Origin of the sequence: Salinicoccus albus DSM 19776 (assembly GCF_000385175.1) — a bacterium.
In the GTDB taxonomy this organism is placed as follows: Bacteria; Bacillota; Bacilli; order Staphylococcales; family Salinicoccaceae; genus Salinicoccus; species Salinicoccus albus.
In genome coordinates, this window is record NZ_ARQJ01000031.1 from 169,968 (window position 1) to 184,745 (window position 14,778).

Consider the following 14,778-nt stretch of genomic DNA (forward strand, 5'->3'; position numbering starts at 1 on the left):
GATTCCTCCTCACTTCTTTCATTCACTTAAAGATATGACATTAGAAAAATCACTAATGTATCTGCTACACGACACTTTCTTGATGTTTCTTCATCAATTCCTCGCTTTGTTTCTCGGTGCTCTCTAGATCAGCACTCAACCAATAAGCGACCCCAATCGCCAGGATGCCTGCGGCTACTTTACCTGATATTAAAGCGACGATCATCTCCGGATTGACCCCTCCGATGAAGCCTAAGTGGTCCCCAAGAACAGCAGTGGCAGGAACGATCCATGCGACGTTGATCACTTTGCCCCGGTTGTTCATATCTTTTATCATTGGATAAACTGGCACACTGTTAGCTATGGAAATGACAATTCCTCCTGCTGAAGTGGAATCCATCCCAAATTTTTCTCCGATTTTCTCCAGAGGCTTTTTTAATACTCGGATGACTAGGTGAACGATCGGGAAAGCACCCAGCAAGATTATTCCTATACTCCCCACAATCTCAATACCATCCATAATTGGTGCCATCCCTGGAATCAGTACAAAGCCTGTCAGAAATTCGAACGCAGAAGCAGCCAGACCGATTGTTATTACAATAACAAGGAATCTTGCAAATAACAGTGCACAATTGATAGAGAGATTGGGAAAATATATTAATCCGAATATGACGATTGCAGATAAAATGATGATAGGAACCAGATTAATAAGTATTAGACCAATATCATAACCAGCTACCAGTCCGCCCACAAGTCCGCCGAAAGGTATGGTTGTGAGCCCTGCCAACAGGCCTTTGGCGAAAAATGGTCTGTCTTTAAAGTCAATCAGTCCCAGTCCAACAGGAATGGAAAATACTAAAGTACATCCAAGCATCGAAGCCAGTATGGCTCCTGATAATACGCCGGCCTGCTCATCGTTCGCCAAGTCCAATGCCAATTGGTATCCACCCATGTCAATCGCCAGGATAGAGGCGAAAACTGCGGGGTCTGCACCAATAAAACCAAACACCGGGATAAGGACAGGCCCAAGAACATCCGCAATTACAGGGGATAGAGATACGATTCCCACCATTCCCAGAGCGATCGGTCCCATTGCATAAAATCCTTCTTCAAACTTTTCTCCCAGCCCGAACTTGTTACCAATGACCCTGTCAAATCCTCCGATAATTATCCCTAGCGCCATAACAACGATTATTACTTCATCAAAAGACATTGTATACCCCTCCGAATTTTGTTTAATATGTACCAGTAATCTGTGCAAACTTTCAGTGCTTCATGTCCATTAAAAGGAACCGCTTTCAAATTTCCAGGGAAAACCTTAGATTAAACACAAAAGTTTCTATTACCTGACTTGTACGGCACAGTCTCCGTAAGCATAGATGCCGGGAAGCGTCGTTTCCCCATATGCATTGGTGCGGATAAAACCCAAATCATCCAATCCGATATCAGACATGCGCAGAAATGCAGTATTGGGCATCTTTCCATGACTGTATATGAAAGAATCACAACTTACCTTTCTCTCTTTTCCATCATTTTTACCCAACACTCTTACACCAGTTACGCGGGGATCTCCTTCAATATCAAGGATCTCCACATCCTTTGCATATTCCTTCGTCACTTGACAGTCAGGATGATCTTTTAATCTATCAGCAACTATTTGTGAGATATCATTATCAATGATAATCAACGGCCGCATTCCCGGGATATAACCGCGTTCGATAAAACTCAACGCCAGAGACGGTGTCATTTCGCTGGCCGGCCTGGACCCGGGGATCCAGTTTGCACCTCTCGGTTTTTCAAGTGTGCCGGTGGTGATTATAATTTGAGAGGCCTTCACCTCACGGGAACCAATTTCCGTCTGTACGGTGAGTACATTTACATTTTCATCTGTCTCTATATCAATGGCGGTTGATTTCCCCCAAAATGCATAAGGCAGATTTTCAGCCTGAGCAACAATTTTTCTGTCTTCCTTCTTTTCCAATATTCCATTATCACTATAAAATCCGCCCATCTTTTCCTCATAATCTATAATAAGCACGTTTTCCCGATTATCCGCATACAAGACAAGTGCCTGTCTTAAACCCGTCAACCCGGCGCCGATGATGACCGTATCGAAAACCATATTAAACCCTCCTATTTACATTCTTTTAACCATAATTAATCTTTAAATGCCATGTCGGTATTTCGACCTCCTTTAACAGGCAAACCCTCAATATTCTGATTCTCCCCCATCAAGTCGATAATTTTAGGTATGCAGCAACTCCCCTGGCATTCTCCCAACATCGCTTCAGTTCTTCTTTTTACGCCATCCAGTGAAGCTGGAGCGATTGAGCGGTTTAAAGCTTGAACAATATCATTCTTAGTAACGGATTTACATAAGCAAACCATTTCATCAGTCGATTCTTTTCCGGAAGTCAATTTTGATAGATTCGGTTCCCAGTCATTTTTTTCATCAAAACTTGCCCCAATCTCTTCAAGCATTTCTGCGGTTTTTTCCGCAATCCCTGGTGCTGCAGAAAGACCGGTGGATCGGATGCCGGCGACGTGGATCATTCTTTTATCATAGTCTGATGGCCGAAGAATATAATCGCCGCCGGCATAAACAGAGCGAAGGCCCGCATATTGCCGCACCGTAGTAAAAGTCCGCGCTGCGGGTACCATCTTTTCACATCCTTCTAGTATTTCTTCCAGCCCATCTTCCGTCGTTGATTTATCTTCCTTATCCTCCATATCTTCTGCAGTAGGGCCCAGAAGATGCCCTCCGAAAACCGCGGGAGTCACCAATTTTCCTTTTGAAATAGGGGTGGGGACGGGTAAAATAATATTCTCGATATCGATGTGGCTTTTCGTCACTATGAATTGTCCCTTCCTGGGCTTCAAGGTGAAACTGTCATCATCTATCAATCTGGCGATTACATCTCCATGAAGCCCGGCAGCATTCACAATGTAGGAAGCCTGTATTTTGGAATCATTTCCTAAAGTGACAACAAACCCTTCATTATCAGGAGAGATCTGTACAGCTTCACTATTCAACATAACCTCAGCACCATTTAACACTGCGACTTCAGCAAAAGTGTAAGTAGCTTCAAAAGGGTCGATGATCCCTTCCTTTTCAATGAACAATCCGCCGATACAATCCTTATTAACACCAGGGTTCTTCGCAAGTATTTCTTCTCGGGTTAACCAGCGGACCATAACGCCATTCAATCTTGCATTTTCCATATATTTATCCTCTATGACTTTTCTCTCCTCTTCGGTGAAAGCCACCATCACCGCACCTCTTTCCTCATAGGACAAATTATGGTTTTCAATAATATTTAACCATAAAGCCTGTGACCGGATAAGACATTCAGCTTCAATACTATCAACCGGTTCATCAAAACCGGTGTGAAGCAGCGCACTATTTGCCTTGCTGGTCCCTTCACATAAATCTGGTTCTTTTTCAATGAGAGCAGCTTTAATGTTTAATGAAGATAACTTGTGCAGAATAGCGCTCCCCACAACCCCACCGCCAATCACCAGGACATCCACCTGTTTCATACATAATCCTACTTTCTTATAAGATTTATTATATTTTACAAAGTTATATTTATAATTTACTTTTGTAATATAATATGAACTATATTTCATAAAATACTGCTTGTCAATATATTTTAGAAAATTTAAAATATTTTATAACCCAATATAATCCTGGGTCAGATTTTGATCAAAGAATACTGCCCATAAAGAAGAGCGCTGATTATTGCATCTAACTTGTACCAATCTTGCGGATATTTTTACCACTGGTTGCAGAATAATTTACCAGCATCAATAAAAACTCTTGTATTCTTATTGGGCATGCCTATGGGAAGTTATTAATCTTAGGCGTGACATTAAAGAATATAAGAGTTTTTTATGTTTCCATATCGAAAGATTTTGGAATTACATTGGGGGGTGTCTCATTTCGGGGACTCGCTATGATTACAAATCATTCTCGTCAAAAAGTTAGTTACAGAAGTGACTCAACTTGCGGAGAAGAAAGAAATGAAACTGCCATTAGATGATGAAATGACTGATCCTTGGTTAAAACTTCCTTTATCCAAAAAAAGCAGGAAATGAATGAGAGACATTTAATGGATTTTGAAAGAATTCATAAGAAGTTGTCCAAACCAAATGTTACACTTTTTCATTTTCATGGAAAGATAAGACATCTAAAAATTGCTCATATACTTTATAAATATCAGTATCCAGTTGCACTCCTTTCGAATTCAACAACCCGCGCGCGTTAAAGCTGTTATTCAATATCGGAAATAAAGGTGGCCAGCGCCTTAGAAGTCTTCCTGGATCAACTGCATCATCATGAATTTTGCAACATCGGCGCCGTCAGCCGCAGCATTGATCAGCTGTCCGGAGAAATTGGTTTTTGTTTCGCCGGCTGTAAAAAGCCCTGGTACTGAGGTCTCGCCAAACTGACTCACTTCCAGTTTGCCGCTCTCTTCCCTTTTTGGATTAAGCGTTCCCAGGAAATCAAATTGAGTATCCCAGCTCATCTTGGCAATCATCCCTTCAACATTTTCAATTGTACCATCATCGAATACCAGCGACTCCACTCTACCATCCCCTCCGGTCATCTCTGAAATGACATTTTCGTTATACTTAAACCCTTTACTTTCGAACATTTCCTTATTTTCTTCGGAGATTATATTTTTACCATTCGTACATATGAGGAGGTCGCTGCTCCAGTTAGCGATCAACATGACCAGATGGCCGATGGCATCTTCATCGACCATGACGGCAAGCCTCCGGTCTTTCAGTTCATAGCCGTCACACCAGGGACAATAGAACACGGAAGTCCCGTAAAACTGTTCAAAATTCTTGATATCCGGCGCTTCCTCCCTAAGACCTGCTGCCAGCAGCACCTGACGGCCAGTGAATTCATCGGAAGCAGTGGATACGGTGAAATACTCCCCGCTCTTATTAATATCCGTTACCCGGTCATGCGCAAGAGACACCCCTTCATAATTCAAAACATCTTTTTGTGCAAGACTCCTGAATTCATCCGGACTGGTACCGTCCTGGGTCAGATAACCACCCGATACCTCTGTCACGCTGTTCCTTGGCTGTTCCGCATCTATGATCAGTGTCCGTTTCAATCCCCGTCCAAAATTCAGAGCAGCACTCAAACCAGCCGGTCCGCCGCCGATGATAATTGCATCATACATAGTCATTCCACCTTAAAATATATTATAGAGTTATAATATCCATAATTAAAGGTTTTAAAAACGATTTGCTTAACAAACCGTTTCAGCCTATATCAGTTCCACAATACGCCTGTTTTTCAAAGCTTCTATCATATCCGTTTCCACTTCCATCATGAGCCGCTGGATCTTGCACTCATCTCCATGATTGAAGCTGTCTTCAAACAGTGTCGGTTCACCATCGATGGCGACAATGACATTATACACCGATATATCTTCCCAGCCGGCAGGCAGTGAATACCCGCCCTTTGCCCCGCTGGTGGCGATGATATACTTCATTTTCACCAGACGCGCAAGGATTTTTGATAGGTAAGTGCTGGAAACAGCCAGTTTATCAGCAAGCTCCTGCACCGGTATCTTCCCGCCTTTCTCCTGCTGAGAAGCAAGATAAGCCATGGCGTGCAATGCATAATCCGTGCCTCGTGAAAACTTCATTTCTACACCTCTAATTATAGATATTATGAGTCTATAATAACTGTAAATAAAAGATATTGCAACCATGAAATCTTGAACGGATTGCACAACTAATATATACATGACTCAATCAAGCGCAATAATCAATCGTAAAAGTAGTTTTCCATCCCAAGCATTTTCTGGGTTCCTGATTGATCAGAGACAGCGCCTGGCGAACGGATTCGCCTCAAATCAGTGACAAGATCTGTACGTTTGGGAAAGAATTCCCGCAGGAGCTATTGGGGGGTTCGTTACTCCCCCGTTGCCACGACGCATAGAGGGGGCAGCGAAATAGACCAAACCCCCAATGTCTGTTCCATGGAGTCGGCAGAACGGTCTTTCATTTTCAGGGCAACATACCACTGAGTTTTCCGTTCGAAGAAAGTGGCGGGACACCCTTTACTTTTGCTCCGGCTGGAGACCACCGTATCCAGCTCCCAGTGACCGAACGCTTTCCGCTTTTCTGACTGCTTTCGGCCGTTTGCGAATAGAAGTGCCACTATTGAATCGTCCCCGTGCCTCTTTAGGATTTTGACAAAAAAGCATGGGCATACATTTTTAATTCCATTACACCCACCCCTTTTTCTATTTATCCATTTACACAAACTATTTTACGCTCTTTGATTTACATAATTCAGCAACAGTTCTTTAATATTGCTTTCATTTCCTAATCGATTAATATTTTTTTCAATTTCAGAAATAGGATAGGTCAATGTTTTACCCCTATATATTTTTGTATATACTTGGTCTGAATGTATTTCATCTTCATCCAGCAGTTCCTCATAAAGCTTTTCACCAGCTCTTATCCCACTAATTTCAATACCTATCTCGTCTTCTTTAAACCCACTAAACCGAATCATATTCTTTGCAAGATCAACAATTTTTACCGGTTCTCCCATATCCAGGACAAATACTTCTCCGCCTTCAGCTAAAGTGCCCGCTTGGATGACTAGTCTTGACGCTTCTGGCATGGTCATGAAATACCTGGTCATTCGTTCGTCTGTGACTGTGACAGGGCCGCCCGCTTCTATCTGCTTCCTGAACTTCGGAATAACTGATCCGCGGCTGCCGAGTACGTTGCCGAACCTGACTGCGACGAGTGTTGTATGTTCTGCCTCTGCGTCTAATGCCTGGACGACCATTTCTGCGACTCTTTTCGTTGCACCCATGACGTTCGGGGGATTGACTGCCTTATCTGTTGAAATCATCACGAATTTCTCTGCCTGAAACTCACAGGCGGCTTCTGCGGTATTCTTCGTACCGACGATGTTATTCTTCACCGCTTCTCTCGGGTTGGCTTCCATCAACGGGACATGCTTGTGCGCGGCGGCGTGGTACACGATATGGGGCTGGTAAGCTTCAAATACTTCCTGCATCCGTTCTTTATCCTGCACGTCGGCGATGACCGGAAAGTATTCTACATTTGCCTTTATCTGCGACATTTCTTCCAGTATGGTATAAATACTGTTTTCCCCATGTCCCAACAGTACGATTTTTCTCGGCTGGAACTTGGAGATCTGCCGGACGATTTCCGACCCGATGCTGCCGCCGGCACCGGTGACCAGAATGCTCTTATCCCTGACCTGGTCTTCGATGCCGTCCGTGTCCAGTTCGACCGGCTCCCGGCCGAGCAGGTCTTCGACTTCCACCTTTTTCAGCGCATTCACTTCTACTCTGCCGGTCATGATATCATCGATGTTCGGCATGATCATGACTTCCACCCCGTCGGCATTCGCGACGGAATGAATTTCATTCAGCTCGGATTTACTGAGGGACGGAATGGCGATGACCACTTTTTTAATCCCGTATTTGGAAATCAGTCGATGTATATCTTTCCGGGTGCCTTCCACCTTCACTTTGCCGATCAGTTCCATCCGCTGCTTCGTCGGATCATCATCCACAGCCACAACCGGATCCATGCCCATGCCCGGCGTGTCCATAATCTGCTTGATCAGTATGACCCCGCCTTTGCCCGCGCCGACAATCATTGTTTTGGTCATCTTTTCATTATTTGAATTCTGTCCCACGATATATCTGCGGCTCACCCGCCACGATAGACGGGAGCCGCCGATCAGGATCAGATGCATCATCCAGGTGATGATCATCAGTCTGGTAAACGTCGTCTGAAACAGTAACATGTTCAATATGTATGTCGTGAGTATCGTTGCTGTGACGGCCTGGGCGATGGAGATGAGCTCCCGAACACTGGCGTATTCCCATGCCCGGTGATATAAATTGAAAGTGTATGCAAATACGTGGTGACTGATAAGCAGTATAATTGAAGTCACTGCCAGTACCGGCAGCGTATACTGCAGGAAGAACGGTGCCAGGATGTAATAGCCCAGAAACACCGAAAAGGTTACTATAATTGAATCGACCAATAACAGGAGAAAATACCGCTGTTTCGCTCCCATAACACCACACTACTTTCCTTTGAAATAACTCCAGATGGATCGTTTCTTTTTATGCTTTTTTGTCTGTTCAGCGGTGTTAAATTGCTTCGGTGCTTTGACCGTCACTTCTTTGTCATGCAGAATCGCTTCCGCATTCTTTTGTAAATACGCCACATAATCAGTGCCGAGCTCTCTTTCAATGACTTCATAAGCCTCTTTCAGCATGAACGGCCGCATGGTGGCATGATGGGCATCACTGCCGACGAAGTGGATGTGATTGTGTCTGATCATCTCCAGGCTTTGCTGCTGCAGCCCTTCCCCCAGGGCACCGGCCACAGAGCCGGCGGTGATTTGGGCAATCGCCCCTTTTTCCACCAGATGATATAGCTGATTCGGATCCTTGGTGATCGGACGGATGCGTTCCGGGTGAGCAATCACCGGCATGTACCCCTGCATCTGAAGATCGAAGAACAATCGCTCGGTATAATTCGCAACTTCAGTAAACGAAAACTCAATCAGCACATATTTTGTTTGATTGAGCGAGAGATTGACACCGGTTTCGAGTTCCTTCACCAAATCACCATTGATCCTGATTTCCTGACCGGGATAGACATTAATATCGAGCTGATGTTGTTCAATAATATCAGTAAGTTTATCCATATTAGCCATTATTTTACTTTTGGGGTTCACATAATCCCCGCCATAATGATGCGGGGTTGTGATGATGTCTGTGATGCCGTTGTTTTTTGCCTGTTTTAAGAGATCGATCGCTTCCTGCTCCGATTGCGGACCATCATCCACACCGATCAGCAGATGATTATGGATATCAATCATCAGTTACTCACTCCCGTAGTAGTAATAGTAGCTGTCTTTTTTGTTATCCATCTTTTTGTTGTTGAGGACCACACCCAGAATATTCGCATCCGCCTTTTCAAGCAGATCCTTGGCCTGGGCCAGGCTATCCCGGTTGTTGGCTTCGGTGTCCGTCACGAGTATCGTACCGTCCGCTTCCTTGCTGAGCAGCTGGGCATCCGTGACCGCCAAAATCGGCGGAGAATCGAGGATGACCATGTCATACTGCTGGCTCACCGTCTTCAGGAAGTGTCCCATTTTTTTTGAAGACAATAACTCCGCAGGATTGGGCGGCACGGGACCGGACGTGACGACATCCAGGTTTTCCGTTTCACTTTCCCGGATGATGCTTTCCATCGGCACTTCATTGACGATCGAAGTGGAAAGCCCTCTCTGGTTGGGCATTTCAAACGTATAATGTGTCGTCGGCCGCCTGAGATCGGCATCGACCAGAATCGTCTTATTGCCCGCCTGGGCGTACGCAATCGCCATATTAGCAGCAATCGTCGACTTCCCGGCATCCGGGGTGGCGGAGGTAAAGAGGACGGACTTGACTGACGTGTCAACGCTTGAATAAGTGATATTCGTCCGGATCGTCCGGAACATTTCACTGATTGGAGATTTTGGTTCACGCTCCACAATCAGCTCTCTCGGATCTGACGAAGATTGTGTTTGATTTTTTCTGAACATTCCGTTCCCCTCCTTACTTTTCGAACTTCGCCACAGTACCCAGTACCGGCAAGTCCAGATGTTTTTGGATTTCTTCTTCCGTCTTCAGACGCTTGTCCAGGAACGCCCGCAGGAATGCGATCCCCAGACCGAGCAATGCGCCCAGTATCAGGCCGATCGCGATGTTGATCATTGGCTGCGGGGAGACCGGCGACGGATCTTCCCCCACATCCGCCGGCGCCAGTATGGAAACATTGTTGACATTCATGACCTCTGCGACCCGTGTCTGGAAGACCGTGGCCACCTCATTGGCAATGGCTTCTGCATTTACGGCCAATTCATCCGTGACAGTGATCGTGATTACCTGTGACTGATCCTGATTGTTGACGGTAATCTGATTCGCCAATTCACTCGTGGATTGGTTTAATTCCAAGTTCGATACGACATCATCCAGCACCGCCGGGCTGGTGATGATGTCCCTATATGTATTGACCAGCTGCAGACTTGCCTGAATCTCCTGATTGTTCACTGAGGACTCCGAATCCTCGGACTGGCTCACCAGCACCTGCGTATTCGCTTCATACTGCGGTGTCATCAGAAATGCGGTCACAAATGCGGCCAACGCCCCAAAGAGCAATGTCAGTATGACAATCAGCGATAAGTGTTTCTTAATAACCTCGAGAATATCTTCTAAATTCAACGTCTCTTCCATACTGTGCCTCCACCATCGGAAATATAAGCTTACTATTTGTAAGTTCAACGCTTTTAACTGTAACATGCTTTCTAACATTTTCCTACACCCAAAATGAAAATTTCATCGCAATCTTTGTTTCATTATAGATGAACGCTATATCAGATAAAACACTTTTAAAATGTAAGTTTGCACAATTCGCTGGACAACTTTGACAAATTGCAGTTTTGTATGTTTAAGATAGTTATTGTGAACGTGTTCTCATATTTGATTTTTTATTTATCCTATACACCTTAGGGTGTCTTTTTTATTTGAGCACATCCTTTTTTCGATTTTTTCACATAAAAATCATAAATGAATACTAGAATTCGGAGCTGATTTTTTGAAATCTGGACAACAGGAAGCAATCAAAATTGGATTTGCTTATGTCGGGGTAGTCCTTGGCGCGGGCTTCTCGACCGGACAGGAAATTCTGCAGTTCTTTACGAACTTTGGGAAGTGGAGCTATGCAGCGGCCATTTTATCAGCCTTAGTGATTATGTTCGTCGGCCGTCAGGCGGCGAAACTCGGCAATCACATCGATGCGGAATCCCATCTGGATCCGACGTATGTACTATTTGGTAAAACATTCGGTAAAGTCGTCGATGTGGTCCTGATCTTCTTCCTCTACGGTGTCATGGTCATCATGCTGGCCGGCGGCGGCTCCGCATTTCAGGAAAGCTTTGGCGTCCCCGCATGGCTCGGTTCACTGATTATGATGCTGGCAGTGATGGTCACATTAATGATGGGATTCGACAAGATACTGACCGCCCTCGGCGCAGTCACCCCATTTCTCATTGCGATTGTCCTCATCATCGCTGCCGTAAATATGTTCAGCCCGAGCGTACCATTCAGCGACGTCGGCCAATACATTGATCCGAGTGTCACATCACCCGGACCATGGTGGTTCTCTGCCATCACTTACAGCGGGATCGTCATGGCCATGGCATTCAGTATATTGTCCATTGTCGGCGCCCAGTCGGATCGCCATAAGATCGCCCGCCGCGGCGGACTGTACGGCGGGGTCATCCTGCTCGTACTGCTCTTATTGATGAATGGCGGACTGCTGGCACAGATCGATACGACCAATATGGCGGAGCTGCCGACGCTGATGCTCGCCCGGGAGATCCATCCGATCCTCGGCTTTGCATTGACCATCGTCATGCTGCTGGTCATCTATAACACAGCAGTGGGCATGCTCTATCCGTTCCTTTCACGGTTCTGGGTACCCTACAGCAGAAGATATGCGATCGCCCTATTCATCGCGCTGGTCGCCGGCTATATACTCAGCCTCGTCGGTTTCGTCGACCTGGTCAACTTTGTCTATCCGCTGCTCGGCTATCTCGGGCTGCTGATCGGACTGATGCTGGCGGTCAGATGGATACAGAACAAATTCACAAAAAAGAAATTGCTGTAAGAATATAAACAGCGGCGGGACCTCACATCCCACCTCAAAAACACTTAAATAAAAGCCCAAGGCCACTCATTAACGGCCTTGGGCTTTGATCATATGGTCGGATTGTTCGTGATACGTCACCACAGCGTTTGCCAGTGCAAAGAACAGGACGGGTGGCAGGACATAAGTAAACATGAACAGATAGCTGTACTCGAACATGCCAATGACGATGAAGATAAACATATACATCGCAATGTGGACGGTGTTTATCGAAACGACGGATAACAGAAACAGCCCCGCGAGCAGAAGAACGAAAAACACCGCCGTAATGATGCCATATCTGCCCAATGTATCAAAGAAAATGTTGTGCGCATGCGGCAGTTGTGAGAAATCGAAATAACTGTGTCCGCCCCCGAACCACTGCCTGTCCCGCCATACCGCTGCCCACAGTTCGGACCGGCCGGAGGTGAGCGCGTTCCAGTCGATACCGCCGGTGCTGATGGCGCCGGTGGTAAAGAATCGATAAATCGGCCGGATGAATACCACCAGCGGGATCAGCGTCGCCGCAAGCAACCCCTTGATAAACCGTTGCCTGTGACGGGCAAACCGCTGGTACAGGTTGATGTAGGACAGCTGTAGGATAAGGATGATAAAATAGGACAGGATGGCTGTCCGGCTCGTCGTGATGAGGAGCAGGGCGGCAAACATCGACAGCATATAGAAAATCATCGCCCGGTTGGATTTTGGCACCAGCATCAGTCCGGCGGTAAATGCAAAGATCAGCGTCGCGCCGGATTCGTTTAACGTATGGTCTGCCAGCAGAAGCGCCGGCAGACTCAGCAGACTGCCGAGGACGAGGTAGCGCACCAGTGATTTGGGCATCCGGAAACAGAAGATCAGGGTGATCAGCATCAGAATCACCGCTTCCTTCCAGACGAAATGATCGGCGGCCACCATGCTGATGCCCATGGACAGCACGTACAGCAGCCACAGGGACAGGAAAATGATCCGCACTCTGGAGAAAGCGATATATGAATTTTTATACTGGTACACCAGGATAGCGACCAGCATGAGGATAAAAAATGGCTCCTGCCCCGTTACATCGGTCTGCAAACCCGAAAAGTCAATCATCACCAGATTCGTTAATGTGAAAATCAGCGCAAATATCAGGGTGTATACCCCGCCTTCATATGTGAACAGCGACCGCGTCACCCATGTCATGTCCATAAGCCCCAGCTCCTTTTATACAAACCCATGGTATCATTTCCTGGATAGGGACGCTTGGGATTATGTGCGCATTGCTGAAACAGCACTTCAGGGCAGCCGGTCGAGATTGATTTCTCCACGTTTTGTCATCAGTCCCATGACGTTTTCCCGATAATTATCAATATAGACGGCGTAACCATTCCCCTGCGTCCAGTCATAGATCATTGCATGGTAGCCGGTCCCTACCCGCTCGTAATCGCTGAGTCCGAGTGTCGGTACGCCGTAACGGGCAATGACTTCTTCATAGGTTTTGCCCATATACACTGCAGTATCCGTGACATAGTTCCGATCCGGTTCGATGTATGCGTAAAAACCTTCCCTGTGACTGAAGCCTGCCGAATAACGGACAGCCAGATGATCATAGATGGCGTACTCTCCACCTTCAACCGGATAATATTTATCCGGAGCACCCAGCAGCGCTTCGATTTCCGTCTGGGTCATCCCTTCCTCGATACCGTCAAACGTATATTCCTGGGGGCCGGAGAAATATTCATTGATGAACCTTTCAGAGAACACATCAATGTCCGTGTGTATGTCTCCGGTTTGAGTTTCCGTCTGCCGGCTGAGGTCTTCACCGGGATCGGATGCTTCCTCAGTTGATGTCTCTGAGCTGCGATCTGCATGTCCAGATGGAGTGTCGGATAACGCAACTGAGTTGCCGGAAACTTCGGTTTCTTCAGTGGATTCCTCCTCTTCGGTCTCTTCTGCGCTCGGATCGGAATTCTCCTGCGGCATCGCTTCAAAACCGCAGCCGGTTAAAAAAAGAAATAAAACGATGGGCAGCATTCTGGGTTTCATCACGATCACCTCCCCTTTATATTGTAAAAATACATTTATGTTATTATTTTTCCTTTTCCCGCACACTCTAAACAAAAATTTACAAATAAGATAAAACAGCATGCGCTGTAAGTCATTTAACCCATCTATATTCAAATCATCGGTTTTTATTACACTTAAGTTACAATTTGATTACATCGCCCAAATTCAAATTCTGTCTGGTAATATGGGTGATGTGTATAAATATTGCAAAAATTTAAATATCATAACTGTTTGGAGGACATTACTTACATGAAGAAAGTGATTACTGCATTAACAGCGACAGCCGCATTTTCAGCGTAAGGATTATCCAGCGATTTATCAGCAGCGAGTCATACCGCAGAACCCGGAGATTCCCTATGGAAAATTGGGCAGGACAACAATCTGACCGTCACTCAGCTGAAGGAGTATAACAAACTTTCTTCTGATGTTATTCAGATCAATCAGGAGATCAAGCTAAGCGCAGAACCTGAAACCTACACAGTCAAAGCAGGAGACACGCTTTGGGGCATAGCCCTCAAGAATAATGTCACAGTCGATGAACTGAAGGAATGGAATGATCTTTCTTCCGATCTGATTCTTGTGAACCAGGAATTGGTCCTTGGAGAAAATTCAGAAGACATCACGCAGGCAGTGAATGACACAGCAGAGACTGAGAGTAACGAACAACAAACAGAACCAACGCAGTCCCAAGCAGCCGGCAGTGATACATACGAAGTCATGCCGGGTGATACCCTGAGCAAGATCGCCAGCGAGTTCGGTACCACATACCGTGCATTGATGGAAATCAACGGCATTTCAGACCATCTGATTCACCCGGGCCAGCTGTTGAGCCTGGTTGAGGAAGCGCCGGCGGAAGAAACAGTTGAGGCGGAAGAAGCGACCGTTCAGGAAACTGAAGCAGAGCCGGTTCAGTCGGAAAACACTGAAGAAGCGACCGAAGAGGTGCCAACGGAGGAACCGACCCAGGAAGCAGTCACGGAAGAA

The 14,778-nt window shown here is 46.0% G+C and carries 13 protein-coding genes and 2 pseudogenes; 2 read left to right on the forward strand and 13 right to left on the reverse strand.

Annotated elements, in window-relative coordinates; all coding sequences use genetic code 11:
* Window positions 1-64: 64 nt before the first annotated feature.
* From G343_RS0111220 to G343_RS0111265, 11 genes and pseudogenes are all read right to left on the reverse strand, one after another.
* Complete coding sequence (locus G343_RS0111220; protein ID WP_020008243.1) at window positions 65-1,192, reverse strand: ethanolamine utilization protein EutH; 1,128 nt, start codon at window positions 1,190-1,192, stop codon at window positions 65-67.
* A gap of 129 nt (window positions 1,193-1,321) precedes the next feature.
* Window positions 1,322-2,101: an NAD(P)/FAD-dependent oxidoreductase gene (locus G343_RS0111225; protein WP_020008244.1), complete on the reverse strand. Its 780-nt coding sequence runs from the start codon at window positions 2,099-2,101 to the stop codon at window positions 1,322-1,324.
* Between the two features lie 35 nt (window positions 2,102-2,136).
* Window positions 2,137-3,519, reverse strand: coding sequence for an NAD(P)/FAD-dependent oxidoreductase (locus tag G343_RS0111230; RefSeq protein ID WP_020008245.1), 1,383 nt, complete (start codon window positions 3,517-3,519; stop codon window positions 2,137-2,139).
* 767 nt (window positions 3,520-4,286) lie between these two features.
* Window positions 4,287-5,180 (reverse strand): NAD(P)/FAD-dependent oxidoreductase, encoded by an 894-nt coding sequence (locus G343_RS0111235; protein WP_020008246.1) that lies wholly within the window; start codon window positions 5,178-5,180, stop codon window positions 4,287-4,289.
* Window positions 5,181-5,267: 87 nt separating this feature from the next.
* A complete protein-coding gene (locus G343_RS0111240) occupies window positions 5,268-5,651 on the reverse strand; it encodes an RrF2 family transcriptional regulator (protein ID WP_020008247.1) in 384 nt (127 codons plus the stop codon).
* Window positions 5,652-5,760: 109 nt separating this feature from the next.
* A pseudogene (locus G343_RS15985) lies at window positions 5,761-5,946 on the reverse strand (IS30 family transposase); the annotation flags it as partial.
* A 37-nt stretch (window positions 5,947-5,983) separates the two neighbouring features.
* A pseudogene (locus tag G343_RS15990) lies at window positions 5,984-6,203 on the reverse strand (IS30 family transposase); the annotation flags it as partial.
* Window positions 6,204-6,280: 77 nt separating this feature from the next.
* Window positions 6,281-8,083, reverse strand: coding sequence for a polysaccharide biosynthesis protein (locus tag G343_RS0111250; protein ID WP_020008248.1), 1,803 nt, complete (start codon window positions 8,081-8,083; stop codon window positions 6,281-6,283).
* Between the two features lie 9 nt (window positions 8,084-8,092).
* Window positions 8,093-8,896 carry a tyrosine-protein phosphatase gene (locus G343_RS0111255; RefSeq protein ID WP_020008249.1) on the reverse strand — a complete coding sequence of 268 codons (804 nt, stop codon included), beginning with the start codon at window positions 8,894-8,896 and terminating at the stop codon, window positions 8,093-8,095.
* A 3-nt stretch (window positions 8,897-8,899) separates the two neighbouring features.
* The gene (locus tag G343_RS0111260; RefSeq protein WP_020008250.1) at window positions 8,900-9,604 is read right to left on the reverse strand and encodes a CpsD/CapB family tyrosine-protein kinase; all 705 of its coding nucleotides are present in this window, start codon (window positions 9,602-9,604) and stop codon (window positions 8,900-8,902) included.
* Between the two features lie 13 nt (window positions 9,605-9,617).
* Window positions 9,618-10,295, reverse strand: a complete 678-nt coding sequence (locus tag G343_RS0111265; RefSeq protein ID WP_020008251.1) for a YveK family protein — start codon at window positions 10,293-10,295, stop codon at window positions 9,618-9,620.
* 361 nt (window positions 10,296-10,656) lie between these two features.
* Between G343_RS0111265 and G343_RS0111270 the strand changes: the two genes are divergently transcribed.
* Window positions 10,657-11,730 carry a YkvI family membrane protein gene (locus G343_RS0111270; RefSeq protein ID WP_020008252.1) on the forward strand — a complete coding sequence of 358 codons (1,074 nt, stop codon included), beginning with the start codon at window positions 10,657-10,659 and terminating at the stop codon, window positions 11,728-11,730.
* 69 nt (window positions 11,731-11,799) lie between these two features.
* Here the strand turns inward: G343_RS0111270 and G343_RS0111275 are convergent, their stop codons facing one another.
* Window positions 11,800-12,936, reverse strand: coding sequence for an O-antigen ligase family protein (locus G343_RS0111275; protein WP_020008253.1), 1,137 nt, complete (start codon window positions 12,934-12,936; stop codon window positions 11,800-11,802).
* An 87-nt stretch (window positions 12,937-13,023) separates the two neighbouring features.
* Window positions 13,024-13,773, reverse strand: a complete 750-nt coding sequence (locus G343_RS0111280; RefSeq protein WP_020008254.1) for a hypothetical protein — start codon at window positions 13,771-13,773, stop codon at window positions 13,024-13,026.
* Window positions 13,774-14,373: 600 nt separating this feature from the next.
* Here G343_RS0111280 and G343_RS15050 point away from each other — a divergent pair.
* On the forward strand, window positions 14,374-14,778 hold a 405-nt coding region (locus G343_RS15050), incomplete at its 3' end, for a LysM peptidoglycan-binding domain-containing protein (protein WP_020008255.1).